The sequence below is a fragment of the Streptomyces sp. NPDC051051 genome (genome assembly GCF_040682975.1).
GTDB lineage: Bacteria > Actinomycetota > Actinomycetes > Streptomycetales > Streptomycetaceae > Streptomyces.
Genome location: NZ_JBFBCB010000038.1, coordinates 32,004 through 51,661 on the forward strand (window position 1 = coordinate 32,004; position 19,658 = coordinate 51,661).

The following is a 19,658-nucleotide window of genomic DNA, read 5'->3' on the forward strand; positions in this document are numbered from 1 at the left end:
GCATGACGTCTCCATCGGCCGCGCAACCTCGAGGAGGGGCACGTGCTTGAGCCCGCGTACCGGACGGACGTCGTCATCGTGGGGGCCGGGGTCGCCGGACTCTCCGCGGCACATCGGCTGACCAGTGCAGGAGTGACGACCACGGTCCTGGAGGCCGCCCCGTGCGTGGGCGGCCGCATGGCGACCGAGAAGGTCGACGGCTTCCGGCTCGACCGCATCGGACAGCTGCTGTCCACGGCGTATCCCGAACTGGCCCTGACCCCCGGGCTGGACGCGCTCACCCTGCGTCCCTTCGCCCCGGGGGTCCTGCTGCACAGCGACGGACGCCACCATCGCGCGGGCGCGCAGGCGGGCGCTGGGGGCGCAAGGGGCGCACTCCACGCCGTGCGCGCCCTCGCCGGCGCTCCCCGGGGCGGGGCGCTGCCACGGCCGCGCACCGGCTCGGCCGCCGCACCGCCACGGATGCGGACCGGGGCGCCGCTGGGCTCGGCCGTGGACCAGGCCCGGCTCGGCGCCGCGCTCACCCGGCTCGCGGCCACGCCCGCCGAACGACTGCTGCGCCGGCCCGAGGCACCGGCCGCCGAGGCCCTCGCGGCGCGCGGTCTGCCCGCCCGCACGATCGACGGCTTCCTGCGTCCGCTGCTCGCCGCGCTGCTGTGCGACCCGGACCTGACCACCTCCAGCCGGTGCGCGGACCTGGCGCTGCGCGCCTTCGCGGCCGGGCGGCTGTACGTGCCGGAGGGCGGGGCCGACGTCCTGCCCGAACTGCTCGCGCGGACGCTGCCACCGGGAACCGTGCACACCGGGGTACGTGCCACCGCCGTCTCCACGACCTCGGTGACCACCGCCGAGCACGGCGAGTTCCGGTGCCGCGCGGTGCTGGTGGCGACCGACGCGCGCACCGCGGCGGAGCTGCTGCCCGGCCTGCGGGTGCCCGGCTTCCATCCCGTCACGGTCCTCCACCACACGACGGACGAGCCGCTCGCGACCGGGGCCTCGCTGCTGCTGGACGCCGACCGGAGCGGACCGGTCGCCCACACGGCGGTGCTCAGCGGGGTGGACCCGAGCCGGGCCCCGGCCGGCCGCACACTGATCTCCTCCACGGTGCTCGGACCGCCGCCGGACGGCGTCGACACGGCCGTCCGCAGGCACCTCGCGCGGCTGTACGGCACCTCGACCGGACGCTGGGAGACGCTGGCCGTGCACCACACCGCCGAGGCCGTCCCGGCCATGCGGCCGCCGCACGACCTGCGCCGCCCGGTGCGGCTGCTGGCGGGGCTGTACGTCTGCGGCGACCACCGGGACACCAGCACGGTCCAGGGCGCGCTGCACTCGGCGCACCGGGCGTCCGCGGCGATCGTCTCCGACCTGGGAGCGGGCTCGCTCCACGCGGCCGAGCCGGTCAGGACGGCGCAGCGGGCGGCATGAGCGCACGCGGGGGGCGGGGGCAGAACCCTCTGCCCCCGCCCCCCGACCGGCGGGACGAGGAGCAGGGGCCGGTGTCCCTACCCCAGCGCCGCCACCCGGTCCCGGTACACCCTGGCCGGGGCCGCGTCGCGGTACGGCTCCAGGCGGCGCTCGAAGTCGCGGACGTACTCCACCGCCCGTACCGACCGCATCTCCGCGGCCTGCCCCGCCGCCTCCGCGGCGATCTGGCAGGCATGGTCGAGTTCACCGAGGCCGAGGCGGGCGGTGGCGAGGACGATCCGGCAGAACAGGCGGCTGCGCGCGTACCCGGCGGGCCGCAGCCGCAGGGAGCGTTCGGCGTGCTGCGCGGCGGCGCGGAACTGCTGGAGGTCGCGGTGGCAGTGCCCGAACTCGTCGGCCAGCTGCCCCTCGTCGAAGAAGCGCGCCCAGAACGGCACCTCCTCCCCCGGCCCGGCCGCCTCCAGCGCCCGCTCGGCCCGCACCAGGGACGCCGTGCAGGCCCGCACCTCCCCGAGCACCGCGTGCCCGCGGGCCTCGACCGCGTGCAGCAACGCCTGCACTGCGGGCGGCGCACCGGTGCCGACGCCCTGCTGCGCCACCCGCGCGAGCTGCACGGCCTCCCGTCCGTGGCCGAGGTACACGGCCTGACGGCTCATGGTGACGAGGACGTAGGAGCCGTACGCCCGGTCCGCGGCGGCCTGGGAGAGGCGCAGGGCCTGCACGAAGTAGCGCTGGGCCAGACCGTGCGCGGCGATGTCGAAGGAGGTCCAGCCCGCGAGGCGGGTGAGGTCGGCGGCGGCGCCGAACAGCCGGCGGCCGGTCTGCTCGCCGTAGGTGCCGCGCAGCATCGGCTCGCACTCGTGCTCCAGGTAGCGCACCAGGGCCTGACGGGCGTGACCGCCGCCGTACATGTTGTCGAGGGTGCGGAAGAGCTCGCCGACCGAGCGGAGCGCGGCGATGTCGCCGCCGGTGACCCGCTGGGCGGGGCCCCGCTCGGCCGTGCCGCGCTGCCGGGGTACGGCGGGCAGGGCGGGCAGCCCGGGCGGGCCGGCCGCGGGGGCGGTCCTGGGCGGGGCGGGCCGGGAGGCCGGACGGCCCTGGGCGGGCACGCGGGCGGCCGGATCGCCGTGGGCCACCTTCTCGTCGGCCCGGCCGATCAGCCAGTCCCGGCTGGGCACGACGAGCCCGGCCGCGGTGAAGGCGATCTTGCGCAGCTCGGCGTGGCTGCCGGAGTCCTTGCGCCAGAGCCCGCTGACGATCTCGACGGCCTCCTCGGGGGTGCCGGCGAACTCCAGACCCGCGTACACGGGGGCGCAGGCGTCCAGGCCGAGGTCCTGGGCGGTGAGCCGGCGGCCGAGGCGCCGGGTGAAGACCTCGGCGATGAGGGCGGGGGTGGTGCCGCGGGGCTGCTGGCCGCGCAGCCACCGGGTGACGGACGTCTTGTCGTATCTGAGGTCCAGGCCGTGCTCGAGGCCGAGCTGATCGACGCGTCGGGCCAGACCCGCGTTGGAGAATCCCGCTTCTGCGATGAGCGCGGCGAGCTGACGGTTGGGAATGCGCTGCGCGGGTCGTTCCGTCATCTGCGGTGCGGTCTCCTGCCTTCCGGGCCTGTGACGTGCCCGGATGAAGTGCCCTGATTGCGGTGAGCAGCCCTGATGGCCTCGTGAACGGCGCGAATGTAGCGGAGCGTGAGCAAGCCATCGCACATCTCGACGTTCATTCATCCGATCGCGTGAGGATTGCCCGCGGAGCTGACGCGCGACGGGCGGACGTACAGTGGCTTGGGGCGCGGTGGGGCCTGACAGACAGGCCCGGGCGGCCGACCGCGGATCCGGGCGCCGACAGGCGGGTCCGGACGACCGGCACGGAGCCCCGCCGCGCTGCTGTACCGCCGTATCGCCGTATCGCCTAGGGAGGCGCTTGCCGTGAGTGAGTTGCGGTTCGTTCGCATGGGCTTCGGAGCGGACGCCGTGGAGTACCGGGAGGCGTGGGACGAGCAGCGCCGGGTGCACGCGGCGCGGTTCGCGGACGAGGTCCCCGACACCGTGCTGCTGCTGGAACACCCGCCGGTGTACACGGCGGGCCGGCGCACGGCCGAGAGCGAGCGCCCCCTGGACGGCACCCCGGTGGTGGACGTGGACCGCGGCGGCAAGATCACCTGGCACGGACCCGGCCAGCTGGTGGGCTACCCGATCCAGAAGCTCCCGCGGCCGGTGGACGTCGTGGCGCACGTGCGGCGGCTGGAGGAGGCCCTGATCCGGGTGTGCGCGGAGTTCGGCGTCGCGACCTCGCGGGTCGAGGGCCGCAGCGGGGTGTGGGTGCTGGGCGACCCGGTCGAGCAGCGGCCCTCGCTCGGCGGTCTCTCCCTCGACTTCGACCCCCGGCTGCACGACGAGGAGTTCGACCCGCGGCTGAACGGCCCGGAGTACGCGCCCTCCAACGCCGGTCAGCGCCGCGAGGACCGCAAGCTCGCGGCGATCGGCATCCGGGTGGCCAAGGGTGTGACGATGCACGGCTTCGCCCTGAACGTGAACCCGGACAACGCCTGGTTCGACCGCATCATCCCGTGCGGGATCCGGGACGCGGGCGTCACCTCCCTGGCCGGCGAGCTGGGCCGGGACGTCACGATCGACGAGGTGCTGCCGGTCGCCGAACGGCACCTGCGGGACGTGCTGGAGAACGCGGAGCTGAAGCCGCGGGAGATCGAGAAGGCGGCCGTCTAGCCGGAGACGGTGCCCGCCCCGGGGGAATGGCCCCCGCGGTCTCCGGGTTGGCCTCACCGGTAGGGCTCAACAAACACGGGCGTACCCTGGTGTACGCCGAAGAATCGAAGCTACAGGGAGCCGGTCGTGTCCGCAGTCGCACCCGACGGACGCAAGATGCTGCGCCTGGAGGTCCGCAACAGCCAGACCCCCATCGAGCGCAAGCCCGAGTGGATCAAGACCCGGGCGAAAATGGGTCCCGAGTACACGAAGATGCAGAACCTCGTGAAGAGCGAGGGCCTGCACACGGTCTGCCAGGAAGCCGGCTGTCCGAACATCTACGAGTGCTGGGAGGACCGCGAGGCGACCTTCCTCATCGGCGGCGACCAGTGCACGCGGCGCTGCGACTTCTGCCAGATCGACACCGGCAAGCCCGAGGCGCTGGACCGCGACGAGCCCCGCCGGGTCGGCGAGTCCGTGGTGACCATGGACCTGAACTACGCCACCATCACCGGCGTCGCCCGCGACGACCTGGAGGACGGCGGCGCCTGGCTGTACGCGGAGACGGTCCGCCAGATCCACGCGCAGACCGCCGGCCGCGAGGGCGGCCGGACCAAGGTCGAGCTGCTGGCACCCGACTTCAACGCCGTCCCCGAGCAGCTGGCGGAGGTCTTCTCCGCCCGTCCCGAGGTCTTCGCGCACAACGTCGAGACGGTCCCGCGGATCTTCAAGCGCATCCGTCCGGGCTTCCGGTACGAGCGCTCGCTGAAGGTCATCACCGAGGCCCGTGACTTCGGCCTGGTCACCAAGTCCAACCTGATCCTCGGCATGGGTGAGACCCGCGAAGAGGTCAGCGAGGCGCTCCGGCAACTGCACGGGGCGGGCTGCGAGCTGGTCACCATCACGCAGTACCTGCGCCCCTCGGTGCGCCACCACCCGGTGGAGCGCTGGGTGAAGCCGCACGAGTTCGTGGAGCTGAAGGAGGAGGCCGAGCAGATCGGCTTCTCGGGCGTCATGTCCGGACCGCTGGTACGGTCCTCCTACCGCGCCGGACGCCTGTACCAGATGGCCGTCGAGAAGCGCGGTTCCTTCGTGGCCGTCCAGGCCGTCTGACACTCCGTCAAGCGCCCCTCGCGCCGGGCCGGGAGCACCGGTGTGTGAATTCCCGCACAAGCGATTACCCGCCAGTAGAGTCCGATACGACGCGGTCCTGACCGTCCTCGCAGATGAGGACGTACGTCAGGGCCGCGTCAGCATTTCGGCCCCCGCGCCGAGGCTTCATGGGTGTTTGACCGGTCGGTCATGCCCTGGTAACACCAAACAGTGACGCTGGTGTCACATCACGTGGACCAGCACAGGTCGACGTCGAACAACGCAGACCACAGCAGACCACCGCAGATCCGTGCCGAGCCGCTCCCGAGGGGGACCCCCGCCATGCAGGCCGCGCCCGTTCGCGCCACCGCGATCCCGTCCATCACCGACGCCCTGCGCGCCGTCGAGTCCCTGCTCATGAGCGGCGGCCAGCGCACCGCCCGGCGCAACGCCTGGACCTCCGTCCTGGAGGACCGTCGTCGCGCCAAGGACCGCTTCGAGGCGCAGCGCGTCCTCGAAGAGGTCACCTCCGTCCACCTGTGACCGCCCCCGGCCTCTCCTGGGGGCCGCCTCCGGGAGATCCTCCGGGGCACTGCCGTCGTCGGCGCTCCCGGGGCCACGTAGACTGCGTGGCATGGCGAGGAAGGACACGGCGGCGGACGCCGCTAACCCCGGGCGACTGAAGCAGATCGCCCTGACCTACAAGATGACCCGCAAGGCCGACAAGAAGATCGGCCTTGTACTCGCGGCTGTCGGAATCGTCACCTTCGGTGTCTTCCTCGCGATCGGTTTCCTGATCGGTCACCCCATCTATCTCGGCATCCTGGGCTTCCTGCTCGCCTTCCTCGCGACGGCGATCGTGTTCGGGCGCCGGGCCGAGCGGGCGGCCTTCGGGCAGATGGAGGGCCAGCCGGGCGCTGCCGCGGCGGTGCTCGACAACATCGGCCGAGGCTGGACGACGACCCCCGCGGTGGCGATGAACCGCAGCCAGGACGTGGTGCACCGCGCGGTCGGCAAGGCCGGCATCGTGCTGGTGGCCGAGGGCAACCCGAACCGGGTGAAGAGCCTGCTGGCCGCCGAGAAGAGGAAGATGAACCGCATCGTCGCGGACGTCCCGGTGCACGACCTGCTCGTCGGCACGGGCGAGGGCCAGGTCGGGCTGAAGAAGCTGCGGACCACCATGCTGAAGCTGCCGCGGGTGCTGACCGGGCCCCAGGTGACCACCACCAACGACCGGCTGCGCGCCATGGGCGACCTGATGAGCAACATGCCGCTGCCGAAGGGCCCGATGCCCAAGGGCATGCGCCTCCCGAAGGGCGGACAGCGGCCCCGCTGATCCCCGTCCCCACGAACGTCCCACACGAAGGGGGCGCCCGGAATCATCCGGGCGCCCCCTTCGTCGTGCCGTGGCACCTCGCCGCGTCGTCGTGCGGTCGCGCTTGCGCTCGTGCCGCCCGGGCGCGCTTCTCCGCTCCTCAGAAGCGGACCTCGACCGTGCGGGCCACGCGGTCGTGGAGGCCTCGGCCGTCGCGGTCCCAGACCAGGGCGGGCACGGCGAGGCAGAGCAGGACGGTGCGGGCGGCCGCGCGCAGGGGGCTGACGGCGCCGGTGCCGAGGGCCACCACGCGCAGGCGGAACAGCCGCTTGCCGGGCGTGAAACCGAGCGTGCCCACCGTGAGGAGGCTCATCACGAGGAAGATCAGCAGGGCCCAGTTGCTGGTCGCAGGGCCGTAGCCGTGCGTGATCAGGCTGTATGCGATCAGGACGCACAGACCCCAGTCCACGGCCAGTGCGCCCAGCCGCCGGCCGGGGCGGGCGATCGACCCCGGCCCCTCCTCCGGCAGACCCAGCTGTTCGCCCCGGTACCCGAAGTCGGCACCGGCGTCCTCCATGGCCGCGCGGGGCCCGGACAGCCACGATCCGATTGCTTGCCTGTTGTCCACCCGTCCACGGTACTGCGCCCCCTTTCGCGGGCGGGACGGTGGGGTGCGGCGGCGTTACGGTGGAACCGGGCCCGTTAACTTCTGCGAAACAAACGGGTCACGCCAGAGAAACCACCCGTCCCTAGGGTCGACGACAGCGTGTGCCACCGCACTGGCCGCACGAACGAACTACCACCCCGGCTCGACGGCCGGGAGTAGGAGGAGCTGGATGTTCCAGAACGCCGACGAGGTCAAGAAGTTCATCGCGGACAAGGACGTCAAGTTCATCGACGTCCGGTTCTGCGACCTGCCGGGCGTCATGCAGCACTTCTCGCTGCCCGTCGAGGCGTTCGACCCGGACGAGGAGCTGGCGTTCGACGGTTCGTCGATCCGCGGCTTCCAGGCCATCCACGAGTCCGACATGGCGCTGCGCGCCGACCTGTCGACGGCGCGTCTCGACCCGTTCCGCCGCGACAAGACGCTGAACATCAACTTCTTCATCCACGACCCGATCACTGGCGAGCAGTACTCCCGTGACCCGCGGAACGTCGCGAAGAAGGCCGAGGCGTACCTGGCGTCGACCGGTATCGCCGACACGGCCTACTTCGGCCCCGAGGCCGAGTTCTACGTCTTCGACTCCGTGCGCTTCAAGACGTCGGAGAACGAGTCCTTCTACCACATCGACTCCGAGGCGGGCGCCTGGAACACCGGTGCGCTGGAGGACAACCGCGGCTACAAGGTCCGCTACAAGGGCGGCTACTTCCCGACCCCGCCGGTCGACCACTTCGCCGACCTGCGTGCGGAGATCTCCCTGGAGCTGGCCGCGTCCGGCCTCCAGGTCGAGCGCCAGCACCACGAGGTGGGCACCGCCGGCCAGGCCGAGATCAACTACAAGTTCAACACGCTGCTCGCCGCGGCCGACGACCTTCAGCTGTTCAAGTACATCGTGAAGAACGTCGCCTGGCGCAACGGCAAGACCGCGACCTTCATGCCGAAGCCGATCTTCGGCGACAACGGCTCGGGCATGCACGTGCACCAGTCGCTGTGGAGCGGCGGCTCCCCGCTGTTCTACGACGAGGCCGGTTACGCGGGCCTGTCGGACATGGCGCGCTACTACATCGGCGGCATCCTCAAGCACGCCCCGTCGCTGCTGGCCTTCACCAACCCGACGGTGAACTCGTACCACCGCCTGGTCCCCGGCTTCGAGGCCCCGGTCAACCTGGTGTACTCGCAGCGCAACCGCTCCGCCGCGATGCGTATCCCGATCACGGGCTCGAACCCGAAGGCCAAGCGCGTCGAGTTCCGCGCGCCCGACGCCTCCGGCAACCCGTACCTGGCGTTCTCCGCCCTCCTCATGGCGGGTCTGGACGGCGTCAAGAACAAGATCGAGCCGGCCGAGCCGATCGACAAGGACCTCTACGAGCTGGCTCCCGAGGAGCACGCGAACGTCGCGCAGGTCCCGACCTCGCTGTCGGCCGTCCTGGACCGTCTCGAGTCCGACCACGAGTTCCTGCTCGCCGGTGACGTCTTCACGCCCGACCTGATCGAGACGTGGATCGACTACAAGCGCACGCACGAGATCGCGCCGCTCCAGCTGCGTCCGCACCCGCACGAGTTCGAGCTGTACTTCGACGTGTGATATCGCCCCAGGTCGGAGCGGGCTTCCGCTCCCCTGGGCCGGCTGTGGGCCGTCGGCCGTGCTCTTCCTCCGCCGGAAGGGCACGGCCGACGGCCTTTTCGGGCCCCGCGCCGTGAACGGCTGCGGAGCGATCGGCCAGGCCGCACGCCCTTCGCCCGACAGCAGAGGCACCCCGGTTCCGGAGTCGGGCCCTGCTCGCATGTCGCACCTCGACGAGGCCGGGCACGTCACGGTCTTCTCGCGCCAGTACACCTTCCCGGTATGGACAAAGCCCGCAATCCCACAAAGGAGTGCGAAAACATGGCGAAAATCCTCAAGCGTACTCACAGGATCACCGTCGTGTCGGCTGTTCTGGCTCAATGACGACAACGCCCACGGCGCAGAGCGCCGCGTGGGCGGCTGAACCGCATCCGACCCGAGCGATCACCGCCCAGCCCGTACACGGCACGGAACCGTCGGTGCGCAGGGGGCCGGGAGATCCCGTTCATGGGGCCGGGGGATGCCGTTCGGTCATGCCGGTCGTAACGGGATCCCCCTCCTCCGGCGCCCGGCTCGCCGAGGCCGACAGGGACCCGGCCCGGCACTTCTCGGACGTGCGATCGACCCGCCGGGCCACGCCTCCCGTTCCCGGTTTCTCAGGGCGGGGGCGCCGTCGTATGGTTTCTGGCACAGCTGTTCGACAAGGGTGACGGGGAGAGACGGGGATGTCCCAACAGGACGACGCCGAGCGGGAGTTCGACCTCAAGTGGGCCGACAGCGCGGAACACAAGGAGCCCTCGGCGCGCGCCCGCATGCTGGCCGCCCGCTGGAAGGAGAACCCGCCCGAGCCCCAGCCCTTCCGGGCCGCTCCCGGCCCGCGAACCCCCCGCCGGTCGTCCTGGACGTCGACGGCGATCGTCCTGGGCTGCGTCGCCGCGGTGATCCTGCTGCTGGGGTACGCGCGGTTCCAGGCGCCCTACTGACCACCAGGCCGGGGCGGCGCCGGCGGGGTTCCTGGGACCTTTTGCCCGGACCGGGGACGTCGGGGGCCTTCTCATGGGGGAGGGCCGATGCACACTGGGCAGTGGGGCGAGTGCCTGACTGTGGGTGGTGGTGCAGATGCGGAGTCGGTTTCGCAGCGACCGCGGGCTGACCGTGCGGATGACGGTCACGCTGTTCCTGCTCGGACTGTTGTACGTGGCGTTCGTCGCCGCGCTGATCGTGCTGCTGAAGTCGTGGGTGCTGGTCGTCGTGGTCGCGGCGGGGATGCTCGGCGCGCAGTACTGGTTCTCCGACCGGATCGCGCTGTTCGCGATGCGGGGCCGGGTGGTGGAGCGGGAGGAGTATCCCGAACTGCACGCCGTGGTCGACCGGTTGAGCGCGCTGGCCGACATGCCCAGGCCGGTGGTCGCCGTGTCGGAGATCGACATGCCGAACGCGTTCGCCACCGGGCGCGATGCCGATCACGCGGTGGTGTGCGTGACCACCGGGCTGCTGCGGCGGCTGGAGCCGGCCGAACTGGAGGGTGTCCTCGCGCACGAGCTGTCGCACGTGGCCCACAAGGACGTCGCCGTGATCACGATCGCCTCGTTCCTCGGCGTGGTCGCGGGGCTGGTCGTGCGGTTCGCCTTCTACAGCCAGCTCTTCGGCGGCGGGCGCAGGGACCAGAACACCGCGGTCGTCTTCGCGGCCGTCATGGGTGTCTCCGCGGCCGTGTACGCGCTCAGCTTCCTGCTGATCCGGGCCCTGTCCCGGTACCGGGAGCTGGCGGCGGACCGGGCGGCGGCGCTGCTGACCGGACGGCCCTCCGCGCTGGCCTCCGCACTGACGAAGGTCACCGGGGACATCGCGCGGATCCCGTCGAAGGACCTGCGGACGGTCCAGGCGTTCAACGCGTTCTACTTCACCCCGGCGCTGGGCTCCGAGCCGGGTGTCGCGCGGCTGTTCTCCACCCACCCCAGCCTGGAGCAGCGGCTGGAACAGCTGGGGCGGATCTCGGCCGAACTGGGCGAGGCGGCCACTCCGGGGAAGGCGGACTGATCATGGGGCTGCTGGACATCCTGCTCGGCCGGTCGAAGCCGGTCGCGCCCGACCTGGACCAGTTGTTCGCGCTGCCGTCGGCGGCGGTGACGCTGGAGGCGGCGGCCGGGTTCACGCCGACCGGGCAGGGCGCGGTGTGCTTCGCGACGGTCGAGGGGTCGGCGTTCGAGCAGACGCACCGCGAGGTCCAGGCCCTGCTGGACGCGGACACCGAGCGCACCGGGCCCCCGGTGCGACTGCTGCGGGACGACTACGGCTACTCCTGGCTGGTCTCCCTCCGCTCCCCCGGCGAACTCCCGCAGCTGGTCAACGATCTGCACGCGGTGAACAGCGCGATGGAGGCCAACGGCTTCGGCCCCCAGTTGCTGTGCTCGCTCGCGGGGTTCGAGGACCGGGACGGGCGACGGCTGGCGTTGGTGTACCTGTACAAGCGCGGGTCCTTCTACCCGTTCGCGCCGCTGCCCGGCGGGGGGCAGCGGCGCGACAGCTCGCTGGAGCTCCAGGTGAGGGCGGCCCTCGCGAGCGACCTGCGGACCGAGCCGGACCTCGGCCGCTGGTACCCGCTGTGGGGCGCGCCCGGCCTGTGAGGGGTGGCGCCGGCCGGTGCGGAGCGCCCCTGCGCGAGGCGGCCCTCCGCTTGCTACCTGCCGCCGCGCTCGCGGGCGTAGCGGCGCTCCCACTCGGCCTGCTGGTCGCGGCGTGCCCGGTAGGCCTTGTACGACGTCGGCGCGGACGCGGGAGCGGAGCCCTGCGCGGAGCCGGCGACCGGGCCGGACGCCGACGACGCCGACGAGCCGCGGCCCCGGCGTGCGTACAGGTAGAGGGCGGCGACCGCGGCGAGCCAGTACAGGTGGTTGCCGAATCCCAGGACCACCAGGACGACGGTCCCGGAGAGGACGACGGTGCCCATGGTGTGCCTCCTTCCCGGGCGGGGACGGGTGTGCCGGATGGTGGGGGTGAGGGGTGGGGTGGCCTCCTCAGAGTAGGGAGGCGGTCACTCGACGTGCATCCCCTTTTCCCGGCGCCTGGAGTCGGCCAGAACAGCGCGTGCGAGATCGAAAGGAGTGCCCTGACGAGCAATCTCTTCGTCGTCGCCCACGACGACCTCGCCACCGCCGGCCAGGTGCGCGACAAGCTGTTCGAGCTGTCCGAGCAGCATCTGGCCGAGCTGGAGGACGCGGTGGTCGTCGAGCGGCGCGACGACGGCAGGATCACCCTGCACCAGGCGGTGAACCACACGGCGGTCGGCGCGGCGGGGGCGCCGTGTGGGCGGGGTGATCGGACTGCTGTTCCTGGCCCCGCTGCTCGGGGCGGCGGTGGGCGCGGCGGCCGGAGCGGCCGGAGGCTCCTTCACCGACACCGGTAGCAACGACGACTTCATGAGGGACCTCAGCCGGAACCCGCGGCCCGGTGCCGCGGCCCTCTTCGTCCTGGCCGAGCACGCGGCCGAGGACAAGGTGATCCCGCAGATCGCCCCGTTCGGCGGGCAGTCGGTGCAGACCTCGCTGAGCAAGGCGGAGGAGGAGCATCTGCGGGAGGCGATCAGGGCGGCCCGGGCGCCCCGGGCGGAGGCCGGGTCCCCGACGGCGTGACCGCCCGTCGGTGGACGTGAGTGAATGGGTCGATGAGCGAGTCCTCCGGCGTCCTTCATCGACCCTTCCGGCACGAGCACGACGGTGAACGGCTCAGCGGTGTGTACGGCGACGGCGGCGAAGGCCCGGCGGCGGCCACCGCCGTCGTGCTGCACGGGGCCGGCCGCAGCAGCAAGGAACGACTGCTGCCGCTGCTCGGCGAGTTCACGGCGCGGGGCTGCCACGCCCTCGCCCTCGACTTCTCCGGCCACGGCGAAAGCACCGGCACGCTGCGGGAGTCGAGTCTGCTGCGGCGCTTCGAGCAGGCCGTGGCGGTGATCGACGCGTACGTGCCACGGGGCGGACCGCTGGTGCTCGTGGGGTTCAGCATGAGCGGCCAGACGGTGGCCGACCTCGCCGCCCACTACGGGGACCGGGTCGCGGCCCTCGGCCTGTGCGCGCCCGCGGTGTACGCGGCCGAGGCGTGGGACGTGCCGTTCGGGGACGGTGGGGGCCCCTCCCGGGCGGACGCGGCCGGGAGCGGGGCGGGGCGGTTCAGCGCGATCATCCGGACGCCGGGGAGTTGGCGGGCGGCGCCGGCGTTCGACGTCCTGCGGGCCTACGAGGGCCGGGCGGTGCTCGCCGTGCCGGGGACCGACACGGTGATCCCGGCGGAGGTCACGGAGGCGGTGCAGGACGCGCTGGCCGCCCGTTCCCAGTACACCCGGTTCGAGCTGGCGGGCGCCGACCACCAGGTGGGTGCGTGGCTGCGCGATCACCCCGATGACCGGCGGGAGTTCGTCGGTGCCGTCCTCACCGGCCTCGGCGAGGACGGCTGGACGGCGACCCGCGCCTGGCTGGCCGGGCGGCTGCCGGACGGCCGGACGGTCGTCGACTCCCGTACGCTGCAGGGCGGTTGGAGTTCCCAGATGCGCCGGCTCACCCTGGACGACGGCACGTCCCTGGTGCTGCGGACGTTCGTGAAGCCCTTCTTCCGCCGTCACGCGCCGGGGCTGCTGGCGCGCGAGGCGGACGTGCTGACGCTGCTCGCGGGGCAGGAGGGCGTCCCGGCGGCGCGACTGCTCGCCGTCGACGCGACGGGCGAACTGTGCGACCACCCCAGCCTGCTGATGTCGTCGCTGCCCGGCCGGGTGCGGGTCGACGAGGAGGACCTGGAGCGCCGGCTGGACCTGCTCGCGGCCCAGCTCGTCCGGGTCCACGCCGTCACCCCCGGCGAGCGCCCGCGGTCCTACCAGGCCTGGACGTCCCCGGAGCGGGTCCGCACGCCTGCCGGGGCAATGTGGGAGCGGGCGGTCGACGTGATCCGCCGCGAGCCCCCGGCCCACGAGGGGCGTTTCCTGCACCGGGACTTCCATCCCGGCAACGTGCTGTTCGACGGAGCGGGCGACGGGCTGCACGTCAGCGGGGTCGTCGACTGGGTGGAGACCTCGTGGGGCCCCGCCGACCTGGACGTGGCCCACTGTTCCACGGCGCTGGCCCTGCTGCACGGCCCCGCCCACGGCCTCGGCTTCCGGGAGCGCTACGAGGCGCACGGCGGACACGGCCTGGCCGACGGCGCCGACCACCTGTACTGGCGGCTGCTCGACGCCCTGGCCTACTGCCCCGACGCGGCGAAGCTGGCGGGGCCGTGGCGCGAGCTGGGCCGGACCGACCTGACGGCGGAGGTGCTCGGCGGGCGGCTGGAGGCGTACGTGGCGGGGCTGCTGGAGGCCTGTGCGTGAGGGGCGTTCACGCTCCGGGCGCGGCGGGCACGACCCCCGCCGCGATCGCCGCGCCCAGGGCCGCGTGGTCGGCGGCGGTCTGGTCGGCGTAGGCGAGGGCGAAGTCGGCCACGGCGCGTTCGAAGGTGTCGGCACCCCCGAGGTACCCGGCGATGGCGATGCGGTCGCCGGAGCGGGCGTGCGCGCGGGCCAGGGCCGTGCCGCACAGCCGGGCGTACGTGGCGAGGTCGGCCGGGGTCATGCCGGCGACGTCGGCGGAGCCCTTCGTGTCGCGCAGCTGCCGCCAGTAGAAGGCGCGCCCCTGCGGCCCGGTCGTCCAGCCCAGGAAGATGTCGCTCGCCGCCTGCAGGAGCCGCTGACCGGCGACGACCCGGTGGCCGGGATGGACGTACGCCCCGCTCGGCAGGTGCTCCTCCAGCACGGACGGGCGGGCCTCCTTGATCTGGAGGAACAGCGGGTCGTCGGTGTCGCGGCCGGTGAGCAGGACGACGAAGCAGCGGGTGCCGACGCTGCCGACGCCGGCCACCTTGCGGGCGGCGTCGACGTAGCGGAAGCGGTCGAGGAGCAGGCGGCGTTCCTCGGAGAGGGTGGAGCGGTAGTCGCTGAAGATCTTGCGCAGGGCGGCGGAGTCGGAGGCGCCGGCCGGTTCGAGCAGCGGCGGGTCGTGCACGATGCGGCGGCGTCCGTCGACCACCTCGGTCAGCCGGTCGAGGGCCTGCAGACCGGTGCGGCGGCGGGCGCGGGTGAGGCTGGCCCCGGCGCGCCGGCGGCGGCGGGCGGAGCGGATCAGCGGCAGCAGGCGGTCGGCCTCGATGCGCTCGTACCAGACGGCGAGTTCACCGAGGCCGGACAGCCGTCGGACGGCGGTGCGGTAGGCGGCGGCGGTCTCCAGGGCGGCCCGGCGGGCCTTGGCCTCGCTGTGGCCGTTCTCCCGCGCGGCGACGGCGACGGAGGCGGCGAGGCGTTTGACGTCCCACTCGAAGGGGCCGGGGAACGTCTCGTCGAAGTCGTCGAGGTCGAAGAGGAGGGCGCGCTCCGGCGAGGCGTACAGGACGAAGTTGAGCAGATGCGCGTCGCCGCACAGTTGCACGGTCAGCCCCGTGTGCTGTCCGGCGGCCAGGTCGGCGGCCATCACGGCGGCCGAGCCGCGCAGGAAGGCGAACGGCGAGGCGGCCATCCGCCCGTACCGGATCGGCAGCAGTTCGGTCAGCCGGTCGCGGTTCTGACGCTCCAGTACGGCGACGGGGTCGGGGCGGTCGACGGACGGAAGCCAGTAGGCGTGCGCGGAGCGGGAGGCGCGCTTGCGGGCGTCCCGGCCGCGGCGGGCGCGGTCGGCGGGGGTGGTCATGCGGGCTGCCTCTGCATCACGACTGGCCTCCCTGCTCGCGTGCCCGCCCACGCGTGCGTACGGCTGTGCACGGGTGCCTACGACTGCGTGTGTACGGGCTTGATCGCAGTGAAGGCCCGGCATGGGGCCTCCGCACGCCGGGTACGGCGAACGGGTGACGCGGGGACCGTTGCCGCTGGGGGCGGAGCCCCCGGAGCGGGGCGTGGCGCGCCGGGTGCCGTGCGGGGCGGCACCCGGCGCCGCCCTCACCTGCTGCAGCGCATCAGTGCCCGCACCATGTGGCACGTCGTGTCCGACGGCGGGTGCACGCCGATGAGCCGGGCCGTGCTGCGGATCTTCTCGTTGCGGGCCTGGCTGGGCAGGTAGACGCCCAGGTCGAGGAGGGCTATCGCGAGGCGCATGGCCTTGAGGCGCCGGTTGTGCGTGACGTACCAGTCGCGGGGCCGTCCGGGCGGCAGCGGCCGCTTCTCCACGGGCACGTAGGGCAGGTCGAGTGGGACAGGTCGCTTCGTCTTGAGTGCGGCAGCGGGCACAGGCATCCTCCTGTCGCGGTCAGGGCCCCGGCCGGCACCTCCGGCGAAACCCTCGAACACTGCTTCTATTCTACTGTCCACCACTGACAAACGCCCCTGGCCAGAAGGGCTTTCGGTCCTGTTTCCGGCTACCGTGACCGGCATGGAGATCTGGATCAATCCCGCCTGTTCCAAGTGTCGCAGCGCCCTCACCCTCCTCGACGCCGAGGGCGCCGACTACACCGTCCGCCGCTACCTGGAGGACGTACCGAGCGAGGACGAGATCAGCGCCGTACTCGACCGTCTCGGGCTGGAGCCGTGGGACATCACCCGCACCCGGGAGGCCGAGGCCGGGGAGCTGGGGCTGAGGGAGTGGCCGCGGGACGCCGCCGCGCGCGGGCGCTGGATCGCGGCGCTCGCCGGGCATCCCCGGCTCATCCAGCGCCCGATCATCACCGCCGAGGACGGCACGGCGGTGGTGGCCCGTACGGACGAGGCCGTACGGGACGCTCTGTCCCGTTAGTCCCTCTGTGAACGATTGGTCGGGCGGCGGGAGTCGGGGCGGCCACGCTGTTACCCTCCGCCGCCATGACCTTCGGTGATCAAGGATTCCCGTACGGACCACCCGACCCGTACGCCCCGTTCGCGGCCGAGCAGGACCGGATCGAGCAGGACCGGATCGAGCAGGACCGGATACGCCGGCGCCGGCGCAACCGGCGTCTCGCGGCCGCCGGGACCGGTGCCGTCCTGGCCGCCGCCGTCGCGGCCGGTGCCGTGATGGCGGCGGACCGGGACGGTGGGACCGGTGGGGGCGGCCCGGCCGCCGCTCCCCCGACGGCCACCGCGACCGGTTCGGGCCCGGCCGTCCCGTCCGTCGACGCCTCCCTGCCCTCCGACGCCCCGAGCGCCCTGCCCTCGCTGCTCGCCCGGCCGGTCATCCGGCCGGAGCAGGCGTTCCCGGCGAAGAACGTCCGCGTCGGGGACGGCTCCCGGTACACCCGGGTCGATCTCGCCACCACCACCGACTGCGCTCGCGGCATGTCGGCGGAGCTGGCCGAGCTGATCGAACAGGGCGAGCCGTGCTCCCGGTTGACGGCGGCGCTCTTCACGGACGCGGACCGGCGCTCGCAGATCACGGTGAGCGTGCTGAGCTTCGCCCGTGTCGAGGACGCCACCCGGGTGTTCATGATGGCGTCGATGGACCCGGTCACCTACCAGGTGGTCTCGCTGGACCCGCCGCCCGAGGCCGGCATGCCGACGGTGCCGCCGGGTTCGGCCGGGGTGTTCCGGCGGGTGATGACGGTCCGTTCGGTGGTGTTCGCCAACGGCCAGTGGGGCGACGGTTCGGAGACCGGCGAGGCCGAACTCACCGCTCAGACCGAGGCGTTGCTGCGGCACGTCAACGAGACGGTGGTGGATCACGAGGACGGGGAGAACCGCTGAGCGGATCACCGAGCGGGGACACCCGCGTGACGCACGTCACGTCAACTGACGCCGGTGACCACTGAGCAGCCTCGTTCGGTATCTCGTACATAGCGGCGTACGCTCCCCTACCTCTCAGGAGGCGCGGATGTCGCGCAGGAGAACTCTCGGCACGAAGAAGAAGCTCGCGCTGCTGGTGGGCGCCGCGACGGTGGCGGGAGGTGGCGCCTTCGTCATGGCGGCCACCTCCAACGCCGCGCAGAGCCCGCAGGCGGCCGCCGAGTCGACCGTCTGCCAGGGGCTCGCCACCGCCCTCGGCAACAACCAGCGGTTCATCGCCGACCAGCGGGCGAACCCGGACGCGCAGTCCGCGGCCCGGATCGCCAACCGGGAAGCGGTCGTCGAGCAGATCAAGGTGCAGCAGAAGGCGTCGGGTTGCGTCGTCGGGGAGTCGGCTCAGGACTCTCAGGCGACGCAGCCGGCGCAGGGCGGCGGGCAGAACGGGCAGGCCACCCGGCCCGCCCAACCGCCGCAGAGCGCCCCGGCCGGAAACGCGGGGAACACAGGAAACGCCGGGGCCGCCTCCGGCCGGCAGGTCTGCAACGGCTCGACCGTCACCCTCTCCGGTGAGGCGGGCGCCCCGGCCGCGTCCAGCAACCAGTTCCCGCCGGGGACGAAGCTCAAGGTCACCAACCTGGACAACAACAAGTCCACGACCGTCGAGGTGACCTCGGTCTCCGGCAGTTGCGCGCTGTTGAACAACGCGGCTTTCGAGCAGGTCCGCGAGCCCGGCAAGTTCCTCATCCGCCGGGCCCTGATCGAGAAGGTGGGGTGACGTCCGGAAGAAACGTACGTGTCACAGGTCCCGCCGTCCGCGGCCACGGACGGCGGGACCGGCGCGTCCGGGCCCCGCGGCCGGGGCGGCGGCGCACCCGCGGCCGCACCCGCGAACGGCGGCTCCGGGCCGGGCCGTCGCCCTCACACCGTGAGCCGGACCACAGAACCACCAGGTAACACGGGGTTCACATGCGAGCAATGACCGGGAAATCGCCTGTTGACAGGCTGCCCGGCATCGAGAGCGGCGCCCCAGTGCCGCAGCGCCGCAGCACCCGCAAGTGCGTCTGACCCACCCCCGAAGGAAGTGGCCCGTGACCTTCAAGGCTGAGTACATCTGGATCGACGGCACCCAGCCGACCGCCAAGCTCCGTTCCAAGACCAAGATCATCACGGGTGAGCCCGCGGGTCTGGACGCGCTGCCGATCTGGGGCTTCGACGGGTCGTCCACGAACCAGGCCGAGGGCCACGCCTCGGACCGTGTCCTCAAGCCGGTCTTCACCTGCCCCGACCCGGTCCGCGGTGGTGACGACATCCTCGTGCTGTGCGAGGTCCTCAACATCGACATGACGCCGCACGAGTCCAACACCCGCGCCGCGCTGGCCGAGGTCGCCGAGAAGTTCGCCGCGCAGGAGCCGATCTTCGGCATCGAGCAGGAGTACACCTTCTTCAAGGACGGCTACCCGCTCGGCTTCCCCAAGGGCGGCTTCCCGGCCCCGCAGGGCGGCTACTACTGCGGTGTCGGCGCCGACGAGATCTTCGGCCGTGACGTCGTCGAGGCGCACCTGGACAACTGCCTGAAGGCGGGCCTGGGCATCTCCGGCATCAACGCCGAGGTCATGCCCGGCCAGTGGGAGTTCCAGGTCGGCCCGCTCTCCCCGCTGGAGGTCTCCGACCAGCTGTGGGTGGCCCGCTGGCTGCTCTACCGCACCGCCGAGGACTTCGACATCGCCGCCACCCTCGACCCCAAGCCGGTCAAGGGCGACTGGAACGGCGCCGGTGCGCACACCAACTTCTCCACCAAGGCGATGCGCGAGACGTACGAGGCGATCATCACCGCGTGCGAGTCGCTCGGTGAGGGCTCCAAGCCCCTCGACCACGTCAAGAACTACGGCGCCGGCATCGACGACCGCCTGACCGGCCTGCACGAGACCGCCCCGTGGAACGAGTACTCCTACGGCGTCTCCAACCGCGGCGCCTCGGTCCGCATCCCGTGGCAGGTCGAGAAGGACGGCAAGGGCTACATCGAGGACCGCCGCCCGAACGCCAACGTGGACCCGTACCTGGTCACCCGCCTGATCGTGGACACCTGCTGCTCCGCGCTGGAGAAGGCCGGCCAGGTCTGATCCCGCACTCCCGCCGGAACCGGATCCCGGATCTGCTCCGGATCTGACTCCGCAGTCCACCCGGAAGGGGCGCCCGCCGAC

At 72.5% G+C, this 19,658-nt stretch carries 21 protein-coding genes; 15 read left to right on the top strand and 6 right to left on the bottom strand.

Annotation, left to right across the window (positions count from 1 at the left end; all coding sequences use genetic code 11):
- Positions 1 to 42 precede the first annotated feature (42 nt).
- Complete coding sequence (locus tag AB0N31_RS25895; RefSeq protein ID WP_366060819.1) at positions 43 to 1,428, top strand: NAD(P)/FAD-dependent oxidoreductase; 1,386 nt, start codon at positions 43 to 45, stop codon at positions 1,426 to 1,428.
- A gap of 77 nt (positions 1,429 to 1,505) precedes the next feature.
- On the opposite strand, the gene AB0N31_RS25900 is transcribed toward AB0N31_RS25895, so the two are convergent.
- Positions 1,506 to 3,008: a regulator gene (locus tag AB0N31_RS25900; RefSeq protein WP_366060820.1), complete on the bottom strand. Its 1,503-nt coding sequence runs from the start codon at positions 3,006 to 3,008 to the stop codon at positions 1,506 to 1,508.
- Between the two features lie 345 nt (positions 3,009 to 3,353).
- Here AB0N31_RS25900 and lipB point away from each other — a divergent pair, with 345 nt between their 5' ends.
- The 4 genes from lipB to AB0N31_RS25920 all read left to right on the top strand — a co-directional run bounded on the left by lipB (position 3,354) and on the right by AB0N31_RS25920 (position 6,558).
- Positions 3,354 to 4,151, top strand: a complete 798-nt coding sequence (gene lipB / locus AB0N31_RS25905) for a lipoyl(octanoyl) transferase LipB (RefSeq protein ID WP_366060821.1) — start codon at positions 3,354 to 3,356, stop codon at positions 4,149 to 4,151.
- Between the two features lie 126 nt (positions 4,152 to 4,277).
- Positions 4,278 to 5,243 carry a lipoyl synthase gene (lipA, locus tag AB0N31_RS25910; protein WP_366060822.1) on the top strand — a complete coding sequence of 322 codons (966 nt, stop codon included), beginning with the start codon at positions 4,278 to 4,280 and terminating at the stop codon, positions 5,241 to 5,243.
- A 321-nt stretch (positions 5,244 to 5,564) separates the two neighbouring features.
- Entirely contained in the window at positions 5,565 to 5,765 is a 201-nt protein-coding gene (locus AB0N31_RS25915; RefSeq protein ID WP_366060861.1) for a hypothetical protein, read from the top strand.
- A 91-nt stretch (positions 5,766 to 5,856) separates the two neighbouring features.
- Positions 5,857 to 6,558 (top strand): DUF4191 domain-containing protein, encoded by a 702-nt coding sequence (locus AB0N31_RS25920; RefSeq protein WP_366060823.1) that lies wholly within the window; start codon positions 5,857 to 5,859, stop codon positions 6,556 to 6,558.
- Between the two features lie 139 nt (positions 6,559 to 6,697).
- Here the strand turns inward: AB0N31_RS25920 and AB0N31_RS25925 are convergent, their stop codons facing one another.
- Entirely contained in the window at positions 6,698 to 7,165 is a 468-nt protein-coding gene (locus tag AB0N31_RS25925; RefSeq protein WP_366060824.1) for an RDD family protein, read from the bottom strand.
- Between the two features lie 208 nt (positions 7,166 to 7,373).
- Here AB0N31_RS25925 and glnA point away from each other — a divergent pair, with 208 nt between their 5' ends.
- The 4 genes from glnA (at position 7,374) to AB0N31_RS25945 (ending at position 11,389) form a co-directional block, all read left to right on the top strand.
- Entirely contained in the window at positions 7,374 to 8,783 is a 1,410-nt protein-coding gene (glnA, locus tag AB0N31_RS25930; RefSeq protein ID WP_363087126.1) for a type I glutamate--ammonia ligase, read from the top strand.
- Positions 8,784 to 9,487: 704 nt separating this feature from the next.
- Positions 9,488 to 9,745 (top strand): hypothetical protein, encoded by a 258-nt coding sequence (locus AB0N31_RS25935; protein ID WP_366060825.1) that lies wholly within the window; start codon positions 9,488 to 9,490, stop codon positions 9,743 to 9,745.
- Between the two features lie 136 nt (positions 9,746 to 9,881).
- Entirely contained in the window at positions 9,882 to 10,802 is a 921-nt protein-coding gene (gene htpX / locus AB0N31_RS25940; protein WP_366060826.1) for a zinc metalloprotease HtpX, read from the top strand.
- Positions 10,803 to 10,804: 2 nt separating this feature from the next.
- Positions 10,805 to 11,389, top strand: a complete 585-nt coding sequence (locus AB0N31_RS25945; protein ID WP_366060827.1) for a hypothetical protein — start codon at positions 10,805 to 10,807, stop codon at positions 11,387 to 11,389.
- 53 nt (positions 11,390 to 11,442) lie between these two features.
- Here the strand turns inward: AB0N31_RS25945 and AB0N31_RS25950 are convergent, their stop codons facing one another.
- The gene (locus tag AB0N31_RS25950) at positions 11,443 to 11,712 is read right to left on the bottom strand and encodes a hypothetical protein (RefSeq protein ID WP_366060828.1); all 270 of its coding nucleotides are present in this window, start codon (positions 11,710 to 11,712) and stop codon (positions 11,443 to 11,445) included.
- 84 nt (positions 11,713 to 11,796) lie between these two features.
- Complete coding sequence (locus AB0N31_RS25955) at positions 11,797 to 12,039, bottom strand: hypothetical protein (RefSeq protein ID WP_366060829.1); 243 nt, start codon at positions 12,037 to 12,039, stop codon at positions 11,797 to 11,799.
- 28 nt (positions 12,040 to 12,067) lie between these two features.
- Here AB0N31_RS25955 and AB0N31_RS25960 point away from each other — a divergent pair, with 28 nt between their 5' ends.
- Positions 12,068 to 12,394 (top strand): DUF1269 domain-containing protein, encoded by a 327-nt coding sequence (locus AB0N31_RS25960; protein WP_366060830.1) that lies wholly within the window; start codon positions 12,068 to 12,070, stop codon positions 12,392 to 12,394.
- A 32-nt stretch (positions 12,395 to 12,426) separates the two neighbouring features.
- On the top strand, positions 12,427 to 14,115 hold the full coding sequence (locus AB0N31_RS25965; protein ID WP_366060831.1) for an alpha/beta fold hydrolase: 1,689 nt from the start codon (positions 12,427 to 12,429) through the stop codon (positions 14,113 to 14,115).
- A gap of 7 nt (positions 14,116 to 14,122) precedes the next feature.
- Here AB0N31_RS25965 and AB0N31_RS25970 read toward each other — a convergent pair whose 3' ends face one another.
- Positions 14,123 to 15,463: a DUF2252 domain-containing protein gene (locus AB0N31_RS25970; protein ID WP_366060832.1), complete on the bottom strand. Its 1,341-nt coding sequence runs from the start codon at positions 15,461 to 15,463 to the stop codon at positions 14,123 to 14,125.
- Positions 15,464 to 15,708: 245 nt separating this feature from the next.
- Positions 15,709 to 16,002: a hypothetical protein gene (locus AB0N31_RS25975; protein WP_366060833.1), complete on the bottom strand. Its 294-nt coding sequence runs from the start codon at positions 16,000 to 16,002 to the stop codon at positions 15,709 to 15,711.
- A gap of 136 nt (positions 16,003 to 16,138) precedes the next feature.
- Between AB0N31_RS25975 and AB0N31_RS25980 the strand changes: the two genes are divergently transcribed.
- The 4 genes from AB0N31_RS25980 (at position 16,139) to glnII (ending at position 19,577) form a co-directional block, all read left to right on the top strand.
- On the top strand, positions 16,139 to 16,498 hold the full coding sequence (locus AB0N31_RS25980; protein WP_366060834.1) for an ArsC/Spx/MgsR family protein: 360 nt from the start codon (positions 16,139 to 16,141) through the stop codon (positions 16,496 to 16,498).
- A gap of 65 nt (positions 16,499 to 16,563) precedes the next feature.
- Positions 16,564 to 17,418, top strand: coding sequence for a hypothetical protein (locus AB0N31_RS25985; RefSeq protein WP_366060835.1), 855 nt, complete (start codon positions 16,564 to 16,566; stop codon positions 17,416 to 17,418).
- Positions 17,419 to 17,545: 127 nt separating this feature from the next.
- Positions 17,546 to 18,232, top strand: coding sequence for a hypothetical protein (locus AB0N31_RS25990; RefSeq protein WP_366060836.1), 687 nt, complete (start codon positions 17,546 to 17,548; stop codon positions 18,230 to 18,232).
- A 313-nt stretch (positions 18,233 to 18,545) separates the two neighbouring features.
- A complete protein-coding gene (glnII, locus tag AB0N31_RS25995; protein WP_363087119.1) occupies positions 18,546 to 19,577 on the top strand; it encodes a glutamine synthetase in 1,032 nt (343 codons plus the stop codon).
- The last annotated feature ends 81 nt before the right edge of the window (positions 19,578 to 19,658 follow it).

Excerpts from the sequence above, each read along its gene's own strand:
- AB0N31_RS25975 (WP_366060833.1), bottom strand. The coding sequence starts at position 16,002 with ATGCCTGTGCCCGCTGCCGCACTCAAGACGAAGCGACCTGTCCCACTC.
- AB0N31_RS25920 (WP_366060823.1), top strand. The coding sequence starts at position 5,857 with ATGGCGAGGAAGGACACGGCGGCGGACGCCGCTAACCCCGGGCGACTG.
- htpX (WP_366060826.1), top strand. The coding sequence starts at position 9,882 with ATGCGGAGTCGGTTTCGCAGCGACCGCGGGCTGACCGTGCGGATGACG.
- AB0N31_RS25985 (WP_366060835.1), top strand. The coding sequence starts at position 16,564 with ATGACCTTCGGTGATCAAGGATTCCCGTACGGACCACCCGACCCGTAC.
- AB0N31_RS25965 (WP_366060831.1), top strand. The coding sequence starts at position 12,427 with ATGAGCGAGTCCTCCGGCGTCCTTCATCGACCCTTCCGGCACGAGCAC.
- AB0N31_RS25935 (WP_366060825.1), top strand. The coding sequence starts at position 9,488 with ATGTCCCAACAGGACGACGCCGAGCGGGAGTTCGACCTCAAGTGGGCC.
- AB0N31_RS25945 (WP_366060827.1), top strand. The coding sequence starts at position 10,805 with ATGGGGCTGCTGGACATCCTGCTCGGCCGGTCGAAGCCGGTCGCGCCC.
- AB0N31_RS25980 (WP_366060834.1), top strand. The coding sequence starts at position 16,139 with ATGGAGATCTGGATCAATCCCGCCTGTTCCAAGTGTCGCAGCGCCCTC.
- AB0N31_RS25915 (WP_366060861.1), top strand. The coding sequence starts at position 5,565 with ATGCAGGCCGCGCCCGTTCGCGCCACCGCGATCCCGTCCATCACCGAC.
- AB0N31_RS25900 (WP_366060820.1), bottom strand. The coding sequence starts at position 3,008 with ATGACGGAACGACCCGCGCAGCGCATTCCCAACCGTCAGCTCGCCGCG.
- AB0N31_RS25990 (WP_366060836.1), top strand. The coding sequence starts at position 17,546 with ATGTCGCGCAGGAGAACTCTCGGCACGAAGAAGAAGCTCGCGCTGCTG.
- glnA (WP_363087126.1), top strand. The coding sequence starts at position 7,374 with ATGTTCCAGAACGCCGACGAGGTCAAGAAGTTCATCGCGGACAAGGAC.
- AB0N31_RS25950 (WP_366060828.1), bottom strand. The coding sequence starts at position 11,712 with ATGGGCACCGTCGTCCTCTCCGGGACCGTCGTCCTGGTGGTCCTGGGA.
- AB0N31_RS25970 (WP_366060832.1), bottom strand. The coding sequence starts at position 15,463 with ATGACCACCCCCGCCGACCGCGCCCGCCGCGGCCGGGACGCCCGCAAG.